Origin of the sequence: Algoriphagus ornithinivorans (genome assembly GCF_900115305.1) — a bacterium.
Taxonomy (GTDB): Bacteria; Bacteroidota; Bacteroidia; order Cytophagales; family Cyclobacteriaceae; genus Algoriphagus; species Algoriphagus ornithinivorans.
This window is the reverse complement of record NZ_FOVW01000002.1, coordinates 350903-374119: the sequence shown is the minus strand read 5'-3', so window position 1 is coordinate 374119 and position 23217 is coordinate 350903. Positions and strand designations below refer to the sequence as shown.

21 protein-coding genes are annotated in these 23217 nt (G+C 38.9%); 14 read left to right on the top strand and 7 right to left on the bottom strand.

Annotated features, from left to right (window positions below):
• Positions 1-3: 3 nt before the first annotated feature.
• The 9 genes from BM073_RS03800 to BM073_RS03760 all read left to right on the top strand — a co-directional run bounded on the left by BM073_RS03800 (position 4) and on the right by BM073_RS03760 (position 10472).
• Positions 4-570, top strand: coding sequence for an NAD(P)H-dependent oxidoreductase (locus BM073_RS03800; RefSeq protein WP_091650591.1), 567 nt, complete (start codon positions 4-6; stop codon positions 568-570).
• A 3-nt stretch (positions 571-573) separates the two neighbouring features.
• Entirely contained in the window at positions 574-2454 is a 1881-nt protein-coding gene (locus BM073_RS03795) for a monovalent cation:proton antiporter-2 (CPA2) family protein (protein ID WP_091650588.1), read from the top strand.
• Positions 2455-2529: 75 nt separating this feature from the next.
• On the top strand, positions 2530-3147 hold the full coding sequence (locus BM073_RS03790; RefSeq protein WP_091650586.1) for a TetR/AcrR family transcriptional regulator: 618 nt from the start codon (positions 2530-2532) through the stop codon (positions 3145-3147).
• A gap of 53 nt (positions 3148-3200) precedes the next feature.
• Complete coding sequence (locus BM073_RS03785; RefSeq protein WP_091650582.1) at positions 3201-4547, top strand: TolC family protein; 1347 nt, start codon at positions 3201-3203, stop codon at positions 4545-4547.
• A gap of 3 nt (positions 4548-4550) precedes the next feature.
• Positions 4551-5600 (top strand): efflux RND transporter periplasmic adaptor subunit, encoded by a 1050-nt coding sequence (locus BM073_RS03780; RefSeq protein WP_091650579.1) that lies wholly within the window; start codon positions 4551-4553, stop codon positions 5598-5600.
• Entirely contained in the window at positions 5597-8629 is a 3033-nt protein-coding gene (locus BM073_RS03775; RefSeq protein WP_091650577.1) for an efflux RND transporter permease subunit, read from the top strand. The genes BM073_RS03780 and BM073_RS03775 overlap by 4 nt, the downstream gene beginning before the upstream one ends.
• 4 nt (positions 8630-8633) lie before the next feature.
• On the top strand, positions 8634-8882 hold the full coding sequence (locus BM073_RS03770) for an acyl carrier protein (RefSeq protein WP_091650574.1): 249 nt from the start codon (positions 8634-8636) through the stop codon (positions 8880-8882).
• 87 nt (positions 8883-8969) lie between these two features.
• Positions 8970-9641, top strand: coding sequence for a CAP domain-containing protein (locus BM073_RS03765; RefSeq protein WP_091650571.1), 672 nt, complete (start codon positions 8970-8972; stop codon positions 9639-9641).
• Between the two features lie 78 nt (positions 9642-9719).
• Positions 9720-10472 (top strand): hypothetical protein, encoded by a 753-nt coding sequence (locus BM073_RS03760; protein ID WP_091650568.1) that lies wholly within the window; start codon positions 9720-9722, stop codon positions 10470-10472.
• 41 nt (positions 10473-10513) lie between these two features.
• Here BM073_RS03760 and BM073_RS03755 read toward each other — a convergent pair whose 3' ends face one another.
• Positions 10514-11893: an MATE family efflux transporter gene (locus tag BM073_RS03755; protein WP_091650565.1), complete on the bottom strand. Its 1380-nt coding sequence runs from the start codon at positions 11891-11893 to the stop codon at positions 10514-10516.
• 221 nt (positions 11894-12114) lie between these two features.
• Between BM073_RS03755 and mnmA the strand changes: the two genes are divergently transcribed.
• The 3 genes from mnmA to BM073_RS03740 are packed head-to-tail and all read left to right on the top strand — an operon-like array spanning position 12115 to position 15597.
• Positions 12115-13326: a tRNA 2-thiouridine(34) synthase MnmA gene (gene mnmA, locus BM073_RS03750; protein ID WP_091650946.1), complete on the top strand. Its 1212-nt coding sequence runs from the start codon at positions 12115-12117 to the stop codon at positions 13324-13326.
• A gap of 32 nt (positions 13327-13358) precedes the next feature.
• On the top strand, positions 13359-14066 hold the full coding sequence (locus BM073_RS03745; RefSeq protein WP_091650562.1) for a pseudouridine synthase: 708 nt from the start codon (positions 13359-13361) through the stop codon (positions 14064-14066).
• Between the two features lie 58 nt (positions 14067-14124).
• Entirely contained in the window at positions 14125-15597 is a 1473-nt protein-coding gene (locus BM073_RS03740) for a M28 family peptidase (protein WP_091650559.1), read from the top strand.
• 269 nt (positions 15598-15866) lie between these two features.
• Here the strand turns inward: BM073_RS03740 and BM073_RS03735 are convergent, their stop codons facing one another.
• The 4 genes from BM073_RS03735 to BM073_RS03720 form a co-directional block, all read right to left on the bottom strand.
• Entirely contained in the window at positions 15867-17150 is a 1284-nt protein-coding gene (locus tag BM073_RS03735) for a NupC/NupG family nucleoside CNT transporter (protein WP_091650557.1), read from the bottom strand.
• 85 nt (positions 17151-17235) lie between these two features.
• Positions 17236-17832 (bottom strand): bifunctional nuclease family protein, encoded by a 597-nt coding sequence (locus BM073_RS03730; RefSeq protein ID WP_091650554.1) that lies wholly within the window; start codon positions 17830-17832, stop codon positions 17236-17238.
• Between the two features lie 6 nt (positions 17833-17838).
• Positions 17839-18807 (bottom strand): electron transfer flavoprotein subunit alpha/FixB family protein, encoded by a 969-nt coding sequence (locus tag BM073_RS03725; protein ID WP_091650553.1) that lies wholly within the window; start codon positions 18805-18807, stop codon positions 17839-17841.
• 35 nt (positions 18808-18842) lie between these two features.
• Positions 18843-19580 carry an electron transfer flavoprotein subunit beta/FixA family protein gene (locus BM073_RS03720; protein WP_091650551.1) on the bottom strand — a complete coding sequence of 246 codons (738 nt, stop codon included), beginning with the start codon at positions 19578-19580 and terminating at the stop codon, positions 18843-18845.
• 74 nt (positions 19581-19654) lie between these two features.
• On the opposite strand from BM073_RS03720, the gene BM073_RS03715 reads away from it, so the two are divergent.
• Positions 19655-19996: a tetratricopeptide repeat protein gene (locus BM073_RS03715; protein WP_091650548.1), complete on the top strand. Its 342-nt coding sequence runs from the start codon at positions 19655-19657 to the stop codon at positions 19994-19996.
• Positions 19997-20123: 127 nt separating this feature from the next.
• Complete coding sequence (locus BM073_RS03710) at positions 20124-20612, top strand: hypothetical protein (RefSeq protein WP_091650547.1); 489 nt, start codon at positions 20124-20126, stop codon at positions 20610-20612.
• Here the strand turns inward: BM073_RS03710 and BM073_RS03705 are convergent.
• Positions 20609-21607, bottom strand: coding sequence for a quinone oxidoreductase family protein (locus BM073_RS03705; protein WP_091650544.1), 999 nt, complete (start codon positions 21605-21607; stop codon positions 20609-20611). The two genes, BM073_RS03710 and BM073_RS03705, sit on opposite strands and share 4 nt — an antisense overlap.
• 2 nt (positions 21608-21609) lie before the next feature.
• Positions 21610-23190 (bottom strand): replicative DNA helicase, encoded by a 1581-nt coding sequence (dnaB, locus tag BM073_RS03700; RefSeq protein WP_091650541.1) that lies wholly within the window; start codon positions 23188-23190, stop codon positions 21610-21612.
• Between the last annotated feature and the right edge of the window lie 27 nt (positions 23191-23217).

Genomic DNA, 23217 nt, shown 5'->3' with positions numbered 1-23217 from the left:
TCCATGCGAAAGGTATTAATCATTTTTGCTCATCCTAAGTTTGAGCACTCAGATGTTAACTTTCAGTTAATCAATGCAGTAAAGGATCTTGAAAATGTCACAATCAGGGATTTGTACGAGTTATATCCTGATTTTAACATCAACATTCAAGAGGAGCAAGAAATACTGTTTGAACATGAAGTAGTGATTTTTCAGCATCCTTTTTATTGGTATTCCTGCCCTCCTTTGTTGAAGCAATGGATTGATCTTGTATTAGAGTTTGGATGGGCTTATGGACCAGGTGGTGTTTATTTGAAAAATAAATATTTACTGAATGCCATCACATCCGGAGGGTCTCAGGAAGTGTATAGTCATGAGGGTAGAAACAGGTTTACGTTAGAGGAGTTTTTGAGACCTTTTGAGCAAACCGCCTATTTATGTTGGATGCGATATTTGCCCCCTTTCCACATAGGAGGTACACATCAAATCCAAGTCGATGAATTGCAGAGGAAGGCAAGAGCCTATAGAGAGCTCGTGCTACAATTAAGAGATGAGAAAGAAATAAGCATTCCTTATTTACAAAAAACCTAGGCTATGAATGGATTTTTGATCAATGCTATCATTTTTATCGTAGCTGCTATAATCTGCGTTCCTATTGCCAAAAGATTGGGAATGGGCTCAGTTCTGGGCTATCTGATCGCAGGAATTTTAATTGGCCCCTACTTATTGGGCTTTATTGAAGATGGAAATCAAGGTCAGGACATCATGCATACCACCGAGTTTGGGGTAGTAATGATGCTATTTTTGATTGGGTTAGAGCTGGAGCCAAAAAACCTTTGGAAAATGAAAGACCTGATTCTGAAAGTTGGTCTTTCTCAGGTATTAATCACTGCAGCCCTAATTTTTGGAATCTCGATCCTGATTGGAGTCAATTGGCGGGTTGGTTTGGCAGTTGGACTTTCTATGGCACTTTCATCCACTGCTATTGTTTTGCAGTCTTTGAAAGAAAAACATCAGATGGACAGTAATTCCGGAAGAATGTCTTTTGGAGTTTTGCTCATGCAAGACATTGCTGTTATCCCAATTTTAGCCGTATTGCCCTTATTGGTAGTGGCAGGAGCCGAAATGAGCGCAGACTCGGGGCATGGAGGATTCTTGGAACATCAACCGGGCTGGGTTCAAACCTTGATGATTTTTGCAGCTATAGGTTTAGTGATACTGATGGGAAGATATGGCTTTGGCCCCATTCTAAACTGGGTATCCAAAACCAAGCTTCGGGAATTATTTACAGCATCTGCATTGCTCATTGTTGTGGGAATTGCATTTTTGATGGAGTTAGTAGGGCTTTCTCCTGCACTCGGGACATTCCTGGCAGGTGTAATCTTAGCCAATTCACCTTATAAACATGCATTGGAATCTGATTTAGACCCATTTAAAGGACTACTTTTGGGATTATTTTTTATGGCTGTAGGGGCAACTATCAATTTTGAATTGATTTCAAGTAATGCCTCAGTCATTATTTCTTTGACTTTGGGTGTGATGCTGTTGAAAGCCTTAGTGCTATTGATCATCGGAAAAGTTAGAGGTTTGAGTATTCCTGAAAATCTCAGCTTTGCGTTTGGATTGGCTCAAGTTTCCGAGTTTTCTTTCGTAACCTATGCATTTGCCTTGCAATTGGGGATTTTTGCAGCTTCTACATCAGATTTTTTGATAGCGGTTACGGCATTGACCATGACTCTCACTCCCATTTTGATGCTGGTGATTGATAAATTAATCATCCCTAAGCTTCAAGAAAAAGAAAATAAAAATGAAAGGGAAGCCGATACCTTCTCGGAAAAAAATAAGGTCATCCTTGTAGGGTTTGCTCATTTCGGATCAACACTCGGAAGATTTCTTAGGGCAAATGGCATAGAAGCGACTGTTTTGGATTTTAATCCGGATCAAGTGGACTTGTTGAGAAAAATGGGCTTTAAGGTATTTTATGGAGATGCTACAAGACTAGATCTTCTCCATTCAGCAGGTGCAGAAGAAGCGCAAATTCTGATTTCAGCGATTAATTCCAGTGAAACCAACAGGAAGTTAGTGGAGCTTTGCCAGGAGCATTTTCCTCATTTGGAAGTCATGATTCGGACTAAAAACAGAAATGATGCTTATGAAATGATGGAAATGGGCGTTGAGCATATCTATAGAGAGCATTTGGATACTTCCATTCGAATGGGTGAAGATGTCTTAAAAAAGCTTGGGTTTAGAGCTCATACCATACATCGCTTGGCTAGCCAATTCCGAAAATACGATGAGGATGCCTTGAAAGTATTATTCCAGTATAAAAACGACCGGGAAGAATACATATCCAAAGTAAAGAAGCAAATCGAGCAACAGGAACTTTTATTATCAGGGGAATTGAGCAAAAAATTCTCCCTGAATGATCAGGCTTGGGATAGCGAACCTATGAAAGAGAGTGTGAAAAAATCCTGATTGGAAAAATTATTTCAATAATTTCTTGCTTTTTTAAACACTGTTTAATTAAATTTGGTTGTTCAATAAAAAAGTATGGGAATTTCAGATAGAAAAGAAAGAGAAAAAGAAGAACTCAAGTCATTAATTCTTTCTGCTGCAAAAAAACTATTTCTTCAAAAAGGAATTGAAAAAACTTCCATTAGAAATATTGCAGATCAAATCGAATACAGCCCTGGGATAATCTACCATTACTTTAGGGATAAAAATGAGATTTTTCATGCATTACATCAAGGAGGATTTCAGGCTTTGATGAACAAAATGATGGTCTTGGAAAATGTAAGACATCCTTTAGAAAGGCTTAAAGCAATGGGAAGTATTTATATAAGGTTTGCTATTGAAAACCCTGATATGTACGACCTTATGTTTATAAAAGAAGCTCCGATAGATCATGTCTATGACAGTGAACATGATGATTGGAAGGAAGGATCCGGCACATTTGATTATTTAAGATTAACTGTGAAGGAATGCTTGGAAAAAGGTTATTTTCAGGGACACCAAGCAGAACCTCTCTCCTTCCTGATATGGTCAACAGTTCACGGGATGGTATCTCTTCATATTCGCAAGAGGTGCGAAGTAATTCAGCTTGAGGATCGAGCTACTATTGTAGATCAATCTTTAGAAGCATTCTTTAAAATATTGGATAAGATCTGATATTTTTTTACCCTTTTGTTAAACAGTGTTTAATTAATTGACAGTGTATTAAAATGAAAACAAAATTGCTCATTGCACTAAGCTTTTTAGGAATTTACTTCCAAGCTAGCGGACAAAATTTTCTGGATAAGTATATCCAAGAAGGACTGGAGAACAATCTGACTTTGCAGGAAAAAAATATTTCCTTACAGCAAAGTTTACTCGCATTACAAACAGCAAAAAGCTATTATCTCCCGGCTGTTGATTTTGGGGTTCTTTATAACCTTGCATCTGGTGGCAGAACGATCAATGTTCCAATAGGAGATTTGCTCAACGGGGTATATGCAACTCTGAATCAACTCACTGAGTCTAATCAATTTCCTCAATTGAATAATATTTCAGAGCAATTTCTGCCAAATAACTTCTATGATGCAAGGATCAGAGTAAGCATGCCTTTAATCAATCCGGATTTGAAATTCCAAAAGCAAATTCGGACGCAACAAATTCTTGTCAATGAATATGACTTAGCTATTTACAAAGCGAGCCTTATTCAGGACATTAAAACCGCTTATTTTCAATTTTGCACGGCACACAAAGCAATTGAGGTTTTTGAAAGCTCAAAGGAATTGGTTGAAAGAAATTTAAAAGACAATCAATCGCTTCTAAAAAATGGGAAAGGATTGCCAGCATCTGTACTTCGTGCAGAAGCAGAGGTAGAAAATATCAATGCACTTTTAATAGAGGCATACAATAAGAAAAAGAATGCAAGCTATTATCTGAATTTCCTTTTAAATAAAAACTTGGAAGCGAATGTAGAGTTTGAAGAACCGAGAATCGACCTTGATGATTTACATCAAGCACTTCAGGAAGAACCGAGTCAGCAGAGACCGGAACAAAAGCAAGTTCAAACATTTAAATCCATAAAAGAAACCCAATTAGTTCAAAGCAAAAATTATTGGGTTCCACGTTTAAGCACATTCGCAGATTTTGGAAGTCAAGCTTTTGACTTTGAATTTAACAACCAAAGCAGGTATGCATTTTTTGGATTAAATCTGGCTTTCCCACTTTTCCAAGGAGGTCGTAGTCGTCACCAAATTCAACAGAGTCAATTCGAAATCGAGAAAATTCAATTTCAGGAAAACCTATTAGATCAAAAATTGGCCATGGATCTCAAAATGGCTAAAAATGAGGTACTCAGCAAACAGGCCGCCTTAAAATCTTCCGAAATAAAACTCAACTCATCACTAGCATATTTAAGACTGGTGGACAGAGGATTTAAAGAAGGGTCGAATTCTCTGATTGAATTCATAGATGCCAGAAATCAATATACTCAAGCTTCTCTTCAACAAACCATAAATACTTATGGCCTTTTAATCTCACAGGCCAATTTAGAGCGTCAACTTTCCTTTGAAACTTATTAAGCAATGAAATCTACAACATTAACCTCTCTCCTTTTAATGCTTGCTTTGATCTCAGCATGCACTAAAGAAACAGAAAAGACAGCTATTCCGAAGAAAGGAATGGCTATTCCAGTCACTGTTTTAGAATTACAAAAAAACAGTTTTTCAAGCCCAATATCGGGCAGTGGCAATACCACAACCAATAATGAAACCCTACTCTCTTTCAAACAGGGTGGCATCATTGATCAAATATTCGTTCAGGAAGGTGATCCTGTAAAAAAAGGGCAGTTATTAGCCAGATTAAACTTGACTGAGATTCAAACAGGTCTAAATCAAGCCAAGATAGGGTTGGAAAAAGCAAATAGAGACTTCGAAAGAGTTCAAAGATTATATCTGGATAGTGTCGCTACCCTAGAACAATTTCAAAATTTCCAAACAGCCCTACAAATAGCTAAAGAACAATTCAAGGCTGCTGAATTCAATCTTACTTATTCCCAAATAAAAGCAAACCAAAATGGTTTCGTTTTAAGAAAGTTTGCAAATCCAGGTCAGCAAATATCCTCAGGAGCTCCGGTGCTCCAAATCAATGGAGCTAAAGACGGAAAGTGGTTATTTAAAGCCACAGTGAATGATCAAAACTGGTCTAAAATAGAATTGGGAGATTTAGCTAAGGTCTTCTTGGAAGGGGATAATTCCCAAGGAATTGAAGGGAAGGTTGCTAGGAAAAGTATGGCCTCTGATCCAATTACTGGAGCTTGGTGGGTTGAAATAGAATTAAATGAGAAAAGCCCAAGCCTTGCATCAGGCTTATTTGGAAGAGCTGAAATTTATCCTTCTGCACAAACTGTTGGTTGGGAATTGCCCTATGAGGCACTTTTGGATGCTCAAGGTGACACAGGTTTTGTTTTTGTAGTCAAAAATGACAGTCTGGCCCAAAAAATCCCTGTGAAATTGGGAAAACTATCTGCAAAAAATATCCAAGTTACTGCTGGACTGGAAGGGTATTCACATTTGATAGTAACTGGTTCAGCATATTTAACTGACGGCTCAATCATTCAAGTTAATAGACCATGAAAATCTCAGATTTCTCAGTTAAAAACTATCAGTTTACGCTGATTATATTCTTGATGATTGTGGCAGTTGGAATCACAACATTTTTGAATATGCCTAGATCGGAAGATCCTGTGATCGAGTCCCCTCAGTTCCCCATTATCGTAATTTACCCTGGTGCATCTCCGGAAGACATAGAAGAACTGGTCGTAGACCCTATGGAGAAAGTTATCTATGAACTTGAAGACATCAAGCGAATCAAAACTGAAATAAAAGACGGTGTTGCAGTTTTATTTGTCGAATACAATTACGAAGAAGATGTCACCGAAAAATATCAGGAATTAGTCCGGGAAGTGAATGCCTTAAGGCCTGAACTTCCTGAAGATATCTTTTCCATAAAAACCAACAAGGTTAGACCTTCAGATGTAAACATCCTTCAGATAGCCTTATTGAGTGAAAATGCATCCCAAGAATCCCTACTTCAAGAAGCAGAACGGCTTCAAGACGAATTGGAGAAAGTAGGAGCATTAAAAAAAGTGGAGATACATGGTATTCCAGAACAAATCGTCCGAATATCTCTTCGTTTGGATAAAATCGCTGAAATGAATATTCCACTCAATGCAATCACAGGAAACATTCAAAGTGAACTTGCGAATATTCCTGGTGGAAGCATCGATGCTGGAAATAAAACCTTTAATATCAAAACGAGTGGAAATTACAGTTCTGCAGAAGAAATAGCTAACACTGTAATATTTAGCAGAGATGGACAAAATATTGCCCTGAAAGATGTTGCTGAGATTTTTGATGACTTTGAAGATACAAAGCACATTACCAGAGTTAATGGTTATCGGGCAGTATTTGTGACTGCAGCCATGAAAGAAGGCAATAATATTAGCTCAGTGCAGGAAGAATATAGCTCAGTTTTACAATCATTCGAACTAACCCTACCCTCCAATATAGATTTTATCAAATCTTTTGACCAAGCAGATTACGTCAATAGAAGATTAAATGGATTAGGAATTGATTTCCTAATTGCCATTGGATTGGTTTTCATCACTTTATTACCTCTGGGAAATAGGGCTTCCTTAATCGTTATGGTTTCTATTCCCCTTTCTTTAGCTATTGGCCTTGTGCTTTTAAATGCATTGGGTTATGGATTAAACCAACTCTCTATTGTGGGTTTGGTAGTAGCACTGGGACTATTAGTCGATGATAGTATTGTAGTGGTTGAAAATATAGAAAGATGGATACGGGATGGGCATAGCAGATTGGATGCGGCCCTTAAAGCAACTAAGCAAATTTCAGTCTCTGTTGTAGGCTGCACTGTTACTTTGATCATCGCCTTCCTTCCTTTAGTTTTCCTACCTGAAGGTTCTGGGGATTTCATCCGAAGTCTACCTATGGCAGTAATTATGAGCGTATTGGCATCTATGCTGGTTTCACTTACGATCATCCCATTCCTTTCTTCCAGAATTTTAAAAGAAAACCATGGTCAAGGCAATAGATTTTTAGATTTATTTCAAAAAGGAATTCACAAAACTTATGCTCCATTATTGGAAAAGGCTTTGCAATTACCTAAAAGGACTCTGTTGATCGCAGGTGCTATATTTCTTGCTTCATTGAGTTTGTTTCCAATTATAGGTTTCAGCTTATTTCCGCCATCAGAGAAGCCTCAATTTCTGGTGAATATCACCACTCCTCTTCAGTCTAATCTTGAAACCACCGACTTGGTGACCAAGGAAGTAGAAAAGGATCTTTTAGAGCTGCCTGAACTCATGAATTTTACCACCAACGTGGGAAAAGGAAATCCTAGGATTTATTACAATGAAATCCCTGAAAATGAGCGTTCAGACTACGCACAGATTTATGTTCAATTGGACCCAGATACTTCTCCACCTGAAAAAAATAAAGTCATTGAAGGTCTGCAGCAAAAATTCAGAGACTATGTAGGAGCCAAAATTGAAATTAAAAATTTTGAACAAGGTCCTCCTGTAACAGCCCCAATCGAGGTTAGGCTAAGTGGTGAAAACTTGGACAGTCTCAGAATTTTGGCATTTCGAGTAGAGAACCTACTTAAAGAAATTCCCGGAACAATTTACGTCAACAATCCTGTAGCCAACTTAAAAACAGATATAAAAGTAGCTATTCAAAAACCTAAGGCAAGACAATTAGGAATATCCATTGCAGAAATTGATAAGACTGTTCGAATGGCCATTGCAGGACTAAATCTGGGAAAATTCACAGATCAAAGTGGAGAAGAAAGAAATATCCTACTCAGCACTCCTAAGGTGAAAAAAGCTAGTCTGGAAAATTTTGAAGGGTTGTATGTCAACAATATCCAAGGAGTGGGAATTCCATTAAATCAAGTCGCTGAATTAAAAATGGAAAGTTCCACTTTAGCGATTGACCACTTTAACAAACAAAGATCCGTTTCAGTCACAGCATTTGTAGATCAAAACTATTTGGTCGATGATGTATTAAACAATGTGATTAGTAGGATGGAACAAGAAGAACTTCCTTTAGATTATTCCTATGTCATGGGTGGAGAATATGAAACCCGTCAGGAATCTTTTGCAGGATTTAATACAGTAATTATTGTCACTGTATTTCTTTTTATTGCAGTTTTAATTTTGCTCTTCAAAACATTCAAAAGCACATTCATTGTTCTTTCGGTAATACCATTAGGAATGGTCGGTGCTTTGACAGCCCTTTGGATCACAGGAAATTCACTGAGCTTTGTAGCGATCATAGGTTTGATTGCGTTAGCAGGAATTGAAGTGAAGACCTCCATTTTATTGGTTGATTTTACCAATCAACTACGAAAAGAAGGTAAAGAACTCAATGAAGCAATACGAGAGGCTGGAGAAATTCGTTTTCTACCCATAGTATTGACAACTATTACGGCAATTGGTGGTTTAATTCCTATTGCTTTAAGTACCAACCCGCTGATCTCCCCTTTAGCGATCGTTTTGATCGGAGGATTGATCAGTTCAACTTTACTATCACGAATTGTAACACCGGTAATGTATCAACTATTACCGCCCAAAATTTGAACAGATGAACCAACAATTTAAAATTCTAAAAAAAGCTGCGGAGGTATTTCATTCTTATGGCATCAGTCTCCACGGCTCAAGAAAGAATGATCATTTCATTCAAAAGCTAAACATGGACCCTATTTTTATTAATGGGTTGATTTTTGAATTGGAGTATCAGCTTCAAGTTTACATTCAGGAAGAAAAATTGAGAACTGCATGTACACCCAAAGAATTGATTCGGCTATTTTTGGAAATACCACAAGAAAACTAACAGGCTTCGGCCTGTTTTTTTATTTCGATTTATACTAAATCCACTTTTTAAGCGTGAATAAATCAGCCCTGATAAGTATTCTAATTCATGCCTAAATATTTTCTTCTCTCCTGTTGCTTTTACCTTTCCTTGATTTCTACTATCGCTCAAAGCTGGTCCTCAGCAGATTACTCAAAATTTGATTGGAAATCATTTTACAAGCTATCAAGCGCTCATCAAGAGCTAAATCTTTCCGATATAGATTACCCTTTATTACATGCAGCTATTTTTTATGTGAGCAATGAATTTAGGGAGAGAAATCGCTTGAAGCCTTTTATTTACTCAGATAGAATAGAAAGACTTTCAGCCGATCATGCAGCAGATATGGTGAAGTATAATTTCTATGGCCATTTTAGTAAAATCAGAAATAAGCGGACTCTGAGGGACAGATTTCAGATTGTTGGATTAAATCCATCAGGAATTGCAGAGAATATCAGTAGCACGGCTGCTATCCAATATGAATATGGAAGAAAAGTCAATCGGCCACAAAGTCCCGGAATCTTCACTTACATGTCCAATAAAAGAGAAGTAATTCCTAACCATACTTACCTGAGTTATGCCAAAGCTATTGTGCAACTTTGGATGGATTCTCCGGGACATCGAGCCAATATTTTAAATCCAGGATTTATATACATGGCAGCAGGATCAGCACTTTATCCTGAAAAGAGTTTTTACAACATGCCTTACTTCATGAATGTCCAATGCTTTAGCGGACGCTAGGCAAAGATACGCCAAATGTCGTATGGCGTTTATATTAGGAAAGAATGAGCTTTGAATACACATTTAAACTTTCAAGCTATGAAATTCAAAGCCTTTTCTTTTATCATCCTAGTAGCAGGAATATCGTTTTTTTCTTCCTGCGACGGAAACTCAGAAAATCCAATAGAACAACAGCAAAGCAATCCTGTACCTCAGCCTGGTGATGCGGACGGAGTAATGGCAGCTATCAAAGCTAAATCCAATACCCCTTCAGGCACTCCCTCTGTTCCTGGTATGCCTGATATTTTATTGGATGTTGCATCGGCTAACTTTTACAGTACTTCAGGAGGCGGCTCTTTGGTGAATGTTGGCGAAGTCATATTGAACGATTTCAAACTTCAAAATATCAGCGGAAACACTTATATCAACAATTTCACAGATATCACTTTGGGAATAAACTCAGGTCAAGCCAATGGCTGGAAAGTAGCTGGAGCAAATGGCTTTGATGGCTTTACGTACACGACCACCAAGGTAATGCCGGGGGTGGTAAAGTTTGCGAGTAATCAAAGCGAAACAATTAGTATCTCTAGCTCAGTCACCCTTTCCATCCAATCAGTTCCTTCAGGAGTTGACAACATACTTTGGGTGATTTCAGATGGCACCAAGGTGGTAACCAAAGAAAGCAGGGCTACTTCAATTACCTTTTCCGCTTCAGAATTATCAGGTATGAAAACTACCAGCCAAGGAATCATTCAAGTAGCTGCTTATAATAGTGAAAGCAGAACTATAGGAGGTAAAAAAATCTACTTCATCAACGAAACTGTTGATAGCAAGTTTGTATCCTTAAATTAAGTAATAAAAGACCTGTCGGGGCAATAAGTTCTGGCAGGTCTTTAAACTGCCACTTTTTTCCAATTTCCCTTTTTAAATAAATACCATGAAACCACTGCATGGAAGGAATGGGCAAATGCGATTGCAATAAATATCCCCAAATATTCTAGTCCCATCGGGAAGGCTAAAAACCAGGCTAAGGGAATTTCCAAAAACCAGAGCACTCCAATATTGATATATGCGGGAGTTTTGGTGTCACCTGCTCCATTGAAAGCCTGAGTTAATACCATCCCAACTGCAAAAAACACATAACCCAGAACAATCACCCATAAACCTTGTGCTGCTATGCTTTGAACTTCCGGTATATCCGTAAAAAGACCTGCCAGTTCCTTTGAAAAAATTAAATAGATTCCAGTCACTGAAGCCATGAATATTACGCAATATCGAGTTGTCAACCATACTGCTTGTTCAGCTCTTCCAATTTCTTTGGCACCTAAATTTTGACCTACTAAAGTAGCTGCTGCTCCGGAAAGTCCCCATGCAGGTAAGATGGTAAAAATCAATACTCTCATGGCTATGGTATACCCTGCCAAGGCCGTTGACCCAAATTCAGCATTCATTCTGGTCAAAGCCAACCAAGATACTGAGTCAATCAAAAATTGACCCATCCCTCCTGCTGCGATATCCAGAATTTTTCGGATAGTCTTCCATTTAATTTTAATATTTCTGGAAAGAATGTGAAGCCTGTGTTTCCCGTTGAAGAGGTGATATAATTGGTAAAGCACGCCAAAACTTCTTCCCATCGTAGTCGCTATTGCAGCTCCGTCAAGTCCTAACCCATCCCATGAACCAATTCCAAAAATAAATAAGGGATCCAGGATGATATTAAAACCATTGGCAATCCACAAAGATCTCATGGCATGGTGAGCTTGTCCAGCACCACGAAAAGCTCCATTGATCAAGAACAAAAGCATGATGGCACTATTTCCGATAAAAATTATTCGGGCATAATTGGCTCCAGTCCGAATGACTTCTTCTTCAGCTCCCATGAGCATCAGTACTTCTTTGGCAAAGATCCAGCCCAGAATCCCCAAAATCAAAGAAATCATTATTCCAACAACCAGTAACTGAAAAGCCGCATCCCCTGCTTTTTCATACTCCTTTTCTCCAAATCTGCGTGAAATAAGTGCCGTAGCAGCCATGCTGATTCCAAACCCTACAGCATAAATCAAAACGATAACAGACTCAGTCAATCCTACTGTTGCAATGGCACTTTCACCCAGTTTGGCAACAAAAAAGATATCCACTACCGCAAACAAGGACTCCATCATCATTTCCAAGATCATAGGAATAGCTAGAACCATTATTGCGGTTTTGAGAGGCAAAACGGTAAAATCTTGCTCTTTACCCAAAATTGCGTCTTTGATCAACTGAAAATTCATGGAAATCTGCCTCGTGAAATTGAAAGAAAAGCAAAAATAGAGGATTCGATTCAAAGCAGATTCATGTTAGGACACCTTCAATCAAATTTTCAAAAGTTCGACTTCACTTCTTTATGGGGAAAACAAAGTATTTTTGTTTGAAAATGAACTGAACATACAATGCATCAGTTTATTTGTCACTTGTAATCGAATGGACCTTGAATCCATTAATTGATGCAGCTATGAATAAAAAACCAAGAGTAGTCGTCGGCTTATCCGGAGGTGTGGATAGTTCAGTGGCGGCCCACCTGCTGCTTGAGCAGGGTTATGAAGTCATCGGCATGTTTATGAAAAACTGGCACGATGAATCAGTCACCATCTCCAATGAATGTCCTTGGATGGAAGATTCCACAGATGCAATGCTTGTTGCTGAAAAGTTAGGAATCCCATTTCAAGCCATTGACCTCAGCGAAGAATATCGGGAAAGAATTGTGGACTACATGTTTGCCGAATACGAAGCAGGCCGAACTCCCAATCCAGACATCCTTTGTAACCGAGAGATAAAGTTTGACATTTTTCTAAAAGCAGCTCAAAAACTGAAAGCAGACTTCGTTGCCACTGGACATTATTGTCAAAAAGGAAGTGTTGAAGTTGATGGAAAACCTGTTTATCAACTATTAGCGGGTGCAGACCCCAATAAAGATCAAAGTTATTTTCTTTGTCAGCTTTCTCAGGAGCAGTTAGCAAAGGCATTATTCCCAATAGGACATCTCCAAAAATCCGAAGTAAGGGCCATCGCTAAAAATTTGGATCTTATCACAGCCGAAAAGAAAGACTCACAAGGCTTATGCTTTATCGGAAAAGTGAGACTTCCCGAATTTCTTCAGCAACAATTGAAACCCAAAAAAGGAAAAATCATTCAAATCCCTGATAATCTAGCGGTATTCAATCGTTTAAAAATTCCTGCAGGAGTAGCTTTGGAGGATTTAGATACTGATGAATTGGATGCTTTAGCCCTTCCTGTTCACTATCAGGCTAATCAAGGAAAAGTCTTGGGAGAGCATAATGGAGCTCATTATTTCACTGTTGGGCAAAGAAAAGGCTTGCAAGTAGGCGGAACCGGCAAACCCTTATTTGTAATCGCCACAGATACTAAAGAGAATAACATCTATACAGGACTAGGCGATGATCATCAGGGATTATTGAGAAATGCACTTTTCGTAAAAGAAAAGGATATTCACTGGATTAGGGAAGATCTTGAATTGAACCCGGGTCAAAATGCAAAATATCAAGCAAGGATCAGGTACAGACAGCCTTTGACAGAAGCAACCTTGATCAGAAGAGAGAAAGGACTTTATGTCATTTTTGATCAAGCTCAGAAAGGAATAGCTTCAGGACAATTTGTTGCCTGGTACAATGCGGATGAATGCATAGGTTCAGGTACAATTTTCTAACTTCACGGCCGGTTTTATAGCCGGCTTTTTTTATGCATTTAGAAATTCTATTCGAGGACGATGACATCATCGCAATCAATAAACCATCTGGGCTTTTGGTTCATAGAACGGCATTAGCCGCGTCCGAGAAAAAAGAGTTTGCGGTACAAATCTTAAGAGATCAAATAGGTCAACGAGTTTATCCGGCCCATAGGCTGGACCGACCTACCAGCGGCATCTTATTATTTTCAAAAAAAGAAGAAGTATTGCCTTTGCTGAAAAAGCAATTTGAAAATAAGACAGTTCATAAATCTTACCTCGCTATAGTTAGAGGTATTCCGGCTGAAAAAACTTTTACGGTTGATCAAGGTTTGAAAAATGAAAGATCAGGCAAGATTCAGGATGCTGTAACCCATTTTCAAGTATTAGATAGCTCGGAAATTCCTTATGACACTACTGGACGATATCCAACCAGTCGATATTCTTTACTTTTTGCCAAACCAGAAACAGGTAGAACCCATCAGATACGGAGGCACCTAGCCCATAAAAGGCATTATATTTTAGGAGATAAAAAGCATGGAAACAATAAGCAAAACAGCTTTTTTGAAAAGCAGTTTGGGCTTCAAAATTTATTGCTTCATGCACACAAGCTTGAGTTCAATCACCCAATCAGCAATGAAAAAATTACTCTGAAAGCTGAAATACCTGTACACTTTCGAACTATTTTGAAAGAATTGAATCTGAGTGATCAAGTATTGTAGCTTTCTCAGATATCTTTTCTCCGATTTCCCTTATTTTGGAAGAATAAAATTACACCCTATGAATAAAAAACTCTTGGGATTTGGTTTAGCCTTTCTGCTGGCCAATCCTCTTTTTTCCCAAAAAGTAGCTATTGAAAAAGCATTTAATAATCAATCTGCATTAGAAGACTTTAGATATTTAGCTTCAGATGAATTAATGGGGCGAGATCCTGTAAGGCCTGAAATTGAGCTTGCCTATAATTACATAGCTTCGGAACTTAAAAAAGCAGGAGCCAAAATGATCCCTGGGGCCGATGGCTATTTCCAGAATATTCCATTTAGAATGTCCTCTCCTCCAAGTACCGGACAGATCAAATTGGACAAGAATACATTTGAGCAAGGTAAAGATTTATTGGTCCTTGATGGTAAGTCCATTTCTGGATCCTATGAATTGGTTGATGTGGGTTTTGGTCTAGAAGAGGATTTTCAAGGAAAAGATTTAAAAGGAAAAATAGCAGTTTCCAATGTTGGCGCGCCAGATAGATTCGGACCTGCTGATTTATTCGCTTTGGGTAGAGAAAAAACTGCCCGAGCTCAAGAAAGTGGTGCAATCGCCTTGATTGAAAGATTTAATGTGCCGAGCGTACCATGGCAACTAGTTTCCAATTTCTTAAATAGACCAACTCTGGGAGTAGATCAAGGCGAAAGCTCTGAGCTCACCTATATCTGGATAAAGGACATGGACAATGGAGTTCGTTCAGCTATGGCAGATCAGAGCATCTCTAAAGCTGACTTGATGATATCTGGTAAAACCAATAAAAATATTGACGGGAAAAATGTTGTAGCTTGGATTGAAGGTACAGATCCTCAATTAAAAAATGAATATGTAATGCTTTCCGCTCATTATGATCATGTAGGTGTGGGAAGACCTGATGCTGAAGGTGATTCAATTTATAATGGAGCAAGAGACAATGCTGTTGGAACTGTAGCTGTAATGAATGCCGCAAGATTCTTTGCAAAAAATCCTCCAAAACGGTCCATTCTCCTAGCCCTTTGGACAGCTGAGGAAAAAGGCCTGCTCGGCTCCGCTTATTTTGCAGAAAATCCATTAATCCCACTTAATCAGGTGATTTTCAATCTGAATATCGATAATGGAGGTTATAATGATACTTCAGTCATAACTGTAATTGGCTTAGGGAGAACTACAGGAGATGATCAAATTTCAAAAGCAGTCAGTGAATTTGGATTAAAAGCAATACCTGATCCTGCTCCAGAGCAAGGACTTTATGACCGTTCCGATAATGTGAACTTTGCAAGAAAGGGTATCCCTGCTCCTACTTTCTCTTTGGGTTTTCAAGCCTTTGATGATGAAATTCAAAAGTACTATCACAAGCCTGGAGATCATGTGGAGAATTTTGATTTGGATTATGCCATCAATTATTGGAAGTCCTACATTTTGGCAGCACAGTTAATTGCCAATGATTCTTCTAAGCCAGTTTGGGTGGCTGGTGATAAATATGAAAAAGCAGGAAAAGACTTATATGGAAATTGATCCTTTAATTATTCAATCTGATTATCCGCAATCATACCAATTGCCTTATTTTCTTTGCTTGACCGTTTGGAAGACCGATGACCGAAGACCGAAGCTTCCGGATTCTGATCCTTATAGCAGACAATAAGCCGTATTTTTGTCAATACTGGTAAGAAAGCGGATATCCTTATTATTCAATATTTTAATTAAAATGTAATTCTAAAAAAAAGCCCGAATTCAAGTTGAATTCGGGCTTTTTTATGTCTTTGTAGTAAAGAGCTTTTATATTTCTAGAATAACATGCCGGCGATTGTGGCAGTCATCAAACAGGCAAGTGAAGCTGCCATTAAGGATTTCAATCCTAATCGGCTTAAATTTCCTTGCTGATTTGGAGCTATGATGGAAATACCTCCCAATTGAATTGCGATTGAACTAAAGTTGGAAAAACCACAAAGGGCATAAGTCGCTATAACAATTGATTTCGAGGAAAGAGAACCCATTTCCTTCATTTCTGAGAGAGAAAGGTAAGCTACAAATTCATTGATCACCGTTTTTTGTCCAAGCAAACTTCCCACTTGGAGGGTATCAGACCATTCCACACCTATCACCCAAGCAAATACCCGGAAGATTTGACCAAAGATATATTCCAAAGAAAAACCTTGAAACTGTCCACCAGTTGAACTTGCCACGAAGGAATTCAGACCTGTATACTCTCCCAGTAAGCCAGTTAATAAATAGTTGACTGCTGCAATCACCGCAATAAAAGCCAATAGCATGGCACCTACATTTAAGGCAAGCTTTAATCCCTCTGATGCTCCAATAGACATGGCATCTATCAAGTTAACTCCCATACTTTCCTCATTCACTTCCAATTTGTCCTGAACCAGCTCCTTTTCTGTTTCAGGAATAAAGATCTTGGACAATACAATGGCTGCAGGCGCATTCATGATACTAGCTCCTAAAAGGTAAGCAGCAAACTTACTTTGCTCTTCCAAGCTATCTCCTCCTAAAAAGGCTACATAACCTGCCAAAACCCCTCCGGCAATTGTTGCCATACCTCCTGTCATCAAGCACATCAGCTCAGATTTACTCATATGAGGAATAAAAGGTCTGACCAGTAATGGTGCCTCTGTTTGTCCCAGGAAAATATTCCCGGCAGCTGACAAACTCTCTGGGCCCGAAAGCCTCATAGTGCGGGCCATCACCCAAGCAATTCCGAAAACGATCTTCTGTAAAATCCCAAGATAATAAAGCCCAGCTGATACTGTGGAAAAGAAAATGATGGTAGGGAGTACTTTGAAGGCAAAAATAAACCCAAAGCTATCTCCTGCAAGATCGCCGAAAATAAACCTAGCCCCATCTTCTGAGAAACTAAGAAACTTTACGAAACCTTCCGAAAGCAAGGCAAAGCCACTAGCAACGATTGGTACTTTGGTAATCAAAAAACCAAAAATCAACTGAAGGATGATACCTATACCGACTAACCTCCAGTCTATTTTCTTCTTATTATTTGAAAAAATAAAGGCCACCAATACAATGACCAATAGTCCGAAGACTCCTCTGATGTAATCCATGCGATCTAATTATCAAATCAAGGGCTAAAAATAGGTAAGTCAGGGGCAAGAAAAAAGTCCTGATTTCTCAGGACTTTCAATTTGCTTAATTTCTTTTATTTATTTCATCCCTGATTCTGGCTGCTTTTTCATAATCTTCATTATTAATAGCTTTTTCCAGCATCTGATTCAACTTATCCAAACTGAAATCCTTCAAAGAAGGCTCTTTTTTGGAGGTGAATTTTTGGGTTGGTTTTTTTTGCGGAGAACTGCTTTCCTTTTCCTCAACTTCAAAATGCTCCACTGCGCCTTCAGACATGGCCTTTTCACTACAGTAAATAGGGCTTCCAAATCGAATAGCAATGGCAATAGCATCTGATGGTCGGGCATCAATTTCGGCATCTATCAAGTCACTTTTACACTGAATTTTGGCATAAAATACGCCTTCTTTCATGTCAGTAATGACTATTCTGTCAATGTCAAAATTAAAACCATGAGCAAAAGACTTGAAAAGATCATGAGTCATTGGCCTGTTGGGAATGATTTTTTCGATTTCCAAGGCTATGGCCTGAGCTTCAAACATACCAATCACAATAGGAAGCCTTCTTATACCCCCTACTTCTCCCAGTACCAGGGTAAAGGAGCCTGATTGGGAATGATTGGACGAAAGGCCCAAAATCTCAAGTTCTATGAGTTTCTCCACAAAAATTTAAAGTTCTGCTTTAAGTGCTTCGTTTAATTTAGGAACGACCTCAAATGCATCTCCAACTATCCCATAATCCGCAGCTTTAAAGAAAGGAGCTTCTGGATCTTTATTGATAACTACAATACACTTAGAGGAATTTACTCCTGCAAGATGTTGAATCGCTCCTGAAATTCCTATTGCAACGTATAAAGAAGGTGCAACTTTTACTCCTGTTTGCCCTACGTGCTCATGGTGAGGTCTCCAACCGATATCAGAAACTGGCTTGGAACAACCTGTAGCAGCACCAAGGGTTTTTGCCAAATCTTCGATCATACCCCAGTTTTCAGGACCTTTCATTCCTCTTCCACCGGAAACCACGATGTCAGCTTCAGGAAGTAATACCTCACCCGTAGCTCTTTCAGTCGCAGTAATTTTGGAACCAAAATCAGAATCAGGAATATTCACCTCCAAAGACTCGACTGCAGCATCTGCTCCATCAGTTTTAAGGTCAATGGCGTTTTTCTTGATAGCCAAAATTTTGTTTTCAGTAGTTAAACTAGTTTCAGCAAATGCTTTACCTGTATAAATACTTCTTTTAACTATATAACCAGAATCGGTATTTGGCAATTCTACTACATTGGAAACCAATCCTGCATTGACCTTAATGGCCAACCTAGCAGCAACAGCGTCTCCTAATGATGATTTCGCCAAAACCACAGTTTTAGACCCTGTTTTCTCAAATGCCTGGGCCACAGCAGTAGCATGAGCCTGAATCACCCCTGCATCCAATCTGCTATCCGATGCATGAAGTAATTTGGTTGCACCTGCTTTCCCAACTGAAGCCAATTCAGCCTGATCGACTGAACCTAATGCCACAGCGATTACATCTCCTTCCCCTGTTTTGGCAGCTAAGGCGCTTGCAAATGAAACAGCCTCAAGACTGGTTTTTTTGATTTTACCTTCTGCCTGCTCTATATATACTAATACTGACATAATTTACTGATTTAATGTAAGTTAAAAATAATTACTTAAAGTACCTTGGCATCATTTTTCAACAATTTCACCAACTCGGCTACATTGTCTTTGTCAACCAATTTTACAGCACCTTTAGCAGGTGGTAATTGATACTTTTGAGTTTCAGCCTGAGTTTCTTCAGTTACTGGATCCACCACATTCAATGGTTTTGTTCTCGCAGACATGATTCCTCTCATATTAGGGATTTTCCATTCTGCTATTGGCTCCTGACATCCTGCAATAAGTGGCAATTGAGCTTCAAGCATTTCTTTCCCGCCCTCAATTTCTCTAGCCATTTTTACAGTGGTTCCTTCCACATCTAATTTCATGACTGGAGAGAAAGAAGGCATTCCCAAAAGCTCTCCTACCATACCGTGAACCATTCCACCATTAAAATCGATTGATTCTCTGCCCATCAAAATCAGGTCATATCCACCTTCTTTTGCATAATGAGCTATTTGTTTGGCTACAAAAAAGGAGTCCTTTGGATTTGAATTGACACGAATGGCATCATCGGCACCAATTGCCAAAGCCTTTCTCAAAGTTGGCTCAGTTTCAGCCTCCCCTACATTCAAAACTGTTAACTTACCTCCGGTTTGATCTCTTAATTCAACCGCTCGCGCTAAAGCATAGTCATCATAGGGTCCGATGATGAACTGAACTCCTGTGATGTCAAACTTGGTATTTTCGGCAGTAAACTGAATCTTGGAAGTCGTATCCGGCACATGAGTGATACAAACAAGAATCTTCATTGGTTTAGGATTAGATTATTTTAGATTTATTTGCCGTGAAAATAACAGTCAGACCTTAATTAAAAAAACAATTCATGCCCTATTTAGACAGGAAAAGCCTTTTAAAACAATATATTTCCGAAGAACCTAAAAATCCCTTCAATTGGTATGCATTGGCCTTGGAGCTACAACAAAATGAGCCAGAAGAAGCAAAATTGATTTTTGAAAAATTATTGAAGGAATTTCCTGACTATTTACCTACCTATTACCAGGCAGCTTTTCTTTTCGATTCGCTTGGTATGCTAGATCAGGCTAAAAAAACTTTTGAAGAAGGCATAAACTTGGCGACTCGTCAAGAAGATCAAAAGGCAATCAAAGAGCTGAAAAATGCTTACCAAAATTTCTTGTTCGAAAATGATTTGGATGAGGAGATTTAAAAAAATTGATGCAGGGAAAGATTTTTTAAAGTTTAAAAAACCAACCAAGACTGACTAAAATCATATTTCCAAATTTGTATTAATAACTTATCAATCAGATATTTATACAAAGCAATCTGACGGTGCAATGGCTGTTTCTCATGAAAAAATATACGACTACTTTTTTCCCCTCTTGAAAGAGTCAGGAAAAAAATATCGAAAGACAAGTCTGGTCAAAGCCAAATTAGCCGAACCAGGACAAGAAGTAATTACAAAGACTTCAGATGGAGTTGAAATTAAATGCAAAGCAACCAAAGGGGATTTATTGATTGAAAATCAAACAAGCACCGGAGAAGTTTACTTGATGAAAGGGGATAAATTTGAGAAGCGTTATCAAATGAAACAAGCCCTAGATAAGGGCTGGGCTGTATACCAGTCCAACTTTCCAATACAGGCTATCCAACTTGAAACCAAGCATTTAACTGATTTAGGGATAGATTCTGAATTTGAATTTGAAACTCCATGGCAAGACACTATGAAAGCCCTCATAGGTGATTTCATAGTTCTCTCCAGTGATGATTCTGGCTTTTATAGAATTGCTCAGAAGGAGTTCTTGGAGACCTACAAGGAGGTTTAGGGCTTTAACACAATTTTTCCCATTTGCTTACCGGCCTTCATTCGATCAAAAGCTTCGACTGCTTTTTCAAAAGAGAAAACTTGGTCTACAATTGGTTCAATGGATTTTTCATTTACAAATGCCAACATTTGCTCAAAATCCTGATCTGAACCCATGGTACTACCCATGATTTTCAGTTGATTCCAAAAAATCCTTCTGGCTTCCAGTTTTGCGGGATTTCCCAAAGTCGCACCATAAAAAACTATTCTCCCGCCAGGATTAGCCACTTTAATCAGATCATTCAAACTATCACCAGCGGCACCATCAATGATTAAATCAAATCCACCAGCCTTTTCTAAGGCCTGATCAGTCCAGTTTTCATTTTTGTAATTGAAACCTGCCTTTACACCTAAACCCAAAGCTTTTTGAATCTTATCCTCACTACTACTACTCACATACACCTCTGCTTGAAGACCTATCGCAAACTGTGCCGCAAACTGTGCTACCCCTCCTCCAAAACCGGTAATCAAAACTTTTTCACTGGCGTGGCAGTTTCCTTGATAAGTCAATGCCCTATAGGCTGTTAATCCTGCCAAAGGCAAGGCCGCAGCTGATTCAAAAGTCAGGTGAGAAGGCTTTGAATGTACTCTATCTGCCGCTACAAGCAATTCTTCGGCAAGTGTTCCATTCCCGGGCATTCCCAAGATTTGAAAGTCTTTGGATTGAACTTTTTGATTTTGACCCCAGTTCAAAGCTGGATTAATGATCACCTCCTGCCCTACTTCAAGACCCGAAACTCCAGCTCCCAATTCCGAAATAACTCCGGCTCCATCAGAACCTAAGACTACTCCGTTTTTTAAATTAGGATAAAGTCCTTGTCTACACCATTCATCCCGATGATTCAAAGCAGCTGCCTTAATCTGGATTTTTACCTCTCCTGGTCCAGGACTTAGGGAGTTCAGACTTTTAAATTCAATTTTATCCTCTAATTCTCTATTGAGTACAATTCCTTTCATTATTAAAAATCAGTGGGTTTAGAATCCTTATTCAGCAAATCGTCAATATCATCATTTGCTTTACTCTGAAGCTTGATGGTTCTACCCGAATCAAATTCTCCCGCTCCTGTTGATTGAGAAGAGAATTTATTACCATACATCGGTTCTGCCGGCATTTGCCCAGGATCAAAATTTCCAAAATTCTCCAAGTCTGTGAACTTGGTGTATTTGCCGATGAATCTGAGTTTCACTGTATCCAAAGAACCATTTCTGTGCTTGGCAATAATTACCTCACCTACCCCTTGGGTTGACATTCCTTCATCTTCAGTGATGCCATAATATTCCGGTCGGTAAAGGAACATTACCATATCCGCATCCTGCTCGATAGCTCCAGATTCCCTCAAATCTGATAATTGTGGTCGTTTATCTCCACCACGTGTTTCTACCGCTCTAGACAACTGGGAAAGTGCAATTACAGGGATAGCGAGCTCTTTAGCGATCTTCTTCAAGGCTCGGGAAATACTCGCAATCTCCTGTTCACGGTTTCCTCCATTTCCGCCTCCTTTGGAGTCACCTGACATCAATTGCAAGTAATCAATTACAATCATTTGAATGTCATGTTGTGCTTTCAGCTTTCGGCATTTTGCTCTTAATTCCAAGATGGAAAGAGCCGGAGTGTCGTCTACAAATAAGGGAGCTTTTGAGAGCTTGGCTGTTTTGTGAACCAACTGAGCCCATTCATGCTCAGCCAATGATCCTTTTTTGATTTTTTCGGAGTCCAATTCGGCTTCAGAAGCTATCAGACGATTTACTAATTGAACGGATGACATTTCCAGAGAGAAAATGGCTACCGGACGACTATGGTCTACTGCGGCATTTCTTAGAACAGATAGAACGAAAGCTGTTTTACCCATTGCTGGACGAGCCGCGATAATTACCAAATCAGATTTTTGCCATCCTGAAGTAACTCTGTCTAATGCTGTAAATCCGGAAGGAACTCCCGTCAAACCATCTTTTTGATGTTTCTTAGACTCCATTTCAGCGATTGCTTCCCGCATGATGGACTTCATATCCGAATAGTTTTTTCGGATATTTTTCTCTGAAATTTCGAAAAGAGATTGCTCCATTTTATCCAGCAATTCAAAGACATCGGTGGTATCTTCGAAAGCATCTTTTTGGATCTCTGAAGCTATACTGATCAATTCACGCTTGATAGCCTGCTCAGTAATAATCCTCGCATGGTATTCAATATTGGCAGCTGAGGCTACTTTTGAGGTTAATTCTGTTACATAAAATGCACCTCCTGCTATTTCCAGAGCACCATTTTTTCTCAATTGAGACGTGACAGTCAATAAGTCGATCGGCTGAGAATCGGTGAATAGGTCCAAAATCGCCTGAAAAATAACCTTATGAGCATCCTTGTAAAAAGATTCAACTTTCAGGATGTCAATCACATTGGTTAAGGCATCCTTTTCCAACATCAAGGCTCCCAAAACAGCTTCTTCCAAATCCACAGCCTGAGGAGGTACTTTTCCTAGGTTATTTGGATTATCGAAACTTGGCTTTTTTCGGGTGATTCTAGGGTTATTCGGCTTTTCGGTCATAGAACAAATGTATTCGCTTTAGTTCAA

What these genes read in the sequence shown, in the direction of transcription:
- BM073_RS03745 (WP_091650562.1), top strand. Translation starts at nt 13,359, where the DNA reads ATGCATTTAGAAATTCTATTCGAGGACGATGACATCATCGCAATCAAT.
- BM073_RS03705 (WP_091650544.1), bottom strand. Translation starts at nt 21,607, where the DNA reads ATGAAAGGAATTGTACTCAATAGAGAATTAGAGGATAAAATTGAATTT.
- BM073_RS03760 (WP_091650568.1), top strand. Translation starts at nt 9,720, where the DNA reads ATGAAATTCAAAGCCTTTTCTTTTATCATCCTAGTAGCAGGAATATCG.
- BM073_RS03770 (WP_091650574.1), top strand. Translation starts at nt 8,634, where the DNA reads ATGAACCAACAATTTAAAATTCTAAAAAAAGCTGCGGAGGTATTTCAT.
- BM073_RS03800 (WP_091650591.1), top strand. Translation starts at nt 4, where the DNA reads ATGCGAAAGGTATTAATCATTTTTGCTCATCCTAAGTTTGAGCACTCA.
- BM073_RS03740 (WP_091650559.1), top strand. Translation starts at nt 14,125, where the DNA reads ATGAATAAAAAACTCTTGGGATTTGGTTTAGCCTTTCTGCTGGCCAAT.
- BM073_RS03725 (WP_091650553.1), bottom strand. Translation starts at nt 18,807, where the DNA reads ATGTCAGTATTAGTATATATAGAGCAGGCAGAAGGTAAAATCAAAAAA.
- BM073_RS03780 (WP_091650579.1), top strand. Translation starts at nt 4,551, where the DNA reads ATGAAATCTACAACATTAACCTCTCTCCTTTTAATGCTTGCTTTGATC.
- BM073_RS03775 (WP_091650577.1), top strand. Translation starts at nt 5,597, where the DNA reads ATGAAAATCTCAGATTTCTCAGTTAAAAACTATCAGTTTACGCTGATT.
- BM073_RS03735 (WP_091650557.1), bottom strand. Translation starts at nt 17,150, where the DNA reads ATGGATTACATCAGAGGAGTCTTCGGACTATTGGTCATTGTATTGGTG.
- dnaB (WP_091650541.1), bottom strand. Translation starts at nt 23,190, where the DNA reads ATGACCGAAAAGCCGAATAACCCTAGAATCACCCGAAAAAAGCCAAGT.
- BM073_RS03715 (WP_091650548.1), top strand. Translation starts at nt 19,655, where the DNA reads ATGCCCTATTTAGACAGGAAAAGCCTTTTAAAACAATATATTTCCGAA.
- BM073_RS03720 (WP_091650551.1), bottom strand. Translation starts at nt 19,580, where the DNA reads ATGAAGATTCTTGTTTGTATCACTCATGTGCCGGATACGACTTCCAAG.
- BM073_RS03785 (WP_091650582.1), top strand. Translation starts at nt 3,201, where the DNA reads ATGAAAACAAAATTGCTCATTGCACTAAGCTTTTTAGGAATTTACTTC.
- BM073_RS03790 (WP_091650586.1), top strand. Translation starts at nt 2,530, where the DNA reads ATGGGAATTTCAGATAGAAAAGAAAGAGAAAAAGAAGAACTCAAGTCA.
- BM073_RS03795 (WP_091650588.1), top strand. Translation starts at nt 574, where the DNA reads ATGAATGGATTTTTGATCAATGCTATCATTTTTATCGTAGCTGCTATA.
- BM073_RS03755 (WP_091650565.1), bottom strand. Translation starts at nt 11,893, where the DNA reads ATGAATTTTCAGTTGATCAAAGACGCAATTTTGGGTAAAGAGCAAGAT.
- BM073_RS03710 (WP_091650547.1), top strand. Translation starts at nt 20,124, where the DNA reads ATGGCTGTTTCTCATGAAAAAATATACGACTACTTTTTTCCCCTCTTG.
- mnmA (WP_091650946.1), top strand. Translation starts at nt 12,115, where the DNA reads ATGAATAAAAAACCAAGAGTAGTCGTCGGCTTATCCGGAGGTGTGGAT.
- BM073_RS03765 (WP_091650571.1), top strand. Translation starts at nt 8,970, where the DNA reads ATGCCTAAATATTTTCTTCTCTCCTGTTGCTTTTACCTTTCCTTGATT.